This window comes from Massilia sp. CT11-108, from assembly GCF_047302915.1.
Taxonomy (GTDB): domain Bacteria; phylum Pseudomonadota; class Gammaproteobacteria; order Burkholderiales; family Burkholderiaceae_D; genus Telluria; species Telluria orientalis.
The window spans coordinates 1-234 of record NZ_JBKYMO010001783.1; the positions used below are offsets into that span (position 1 = coordinate 1).

1 protein-coding gene is annotated in these 234 nt (G+C 38.0%); it reads right to left on the bottom strand.

The window, feature by feature from the left end:
* Positions 1-44: 44 nt before the first annotated feature.
* Positions 45-234, bottom strand: a 190-nt coding sequence (locus ACEN88_RS36320; RefSeq protein WP_413347216.1) for an FtsW/RodA/SpoVE family cell cycle protein, incomplete at its 5' end; no start/stop codon positions are given.

Below are 234 nucleotides of genomic sequence, written 5' to 3' on the forward strand. Positions count from 1 at the left end.
CTTAATAGGGAGATAAAAGAAAAAAGAGAGACGATCGTCTCTCTTTAATCATTTCCAAACATATAGCGTTTGTGGTGCCATGAGATTCCAAACATCAGACCCATTGCAAACATGTTCCCCATCAGTGAACTACCTCCATATGAAATAAAAGGAAGTGGAATTCCGGTAATAGGCAAGACTTGAATGGTCATACCGATATTTTGAAATACGTGGAACGTAAGCATTGAAATAACG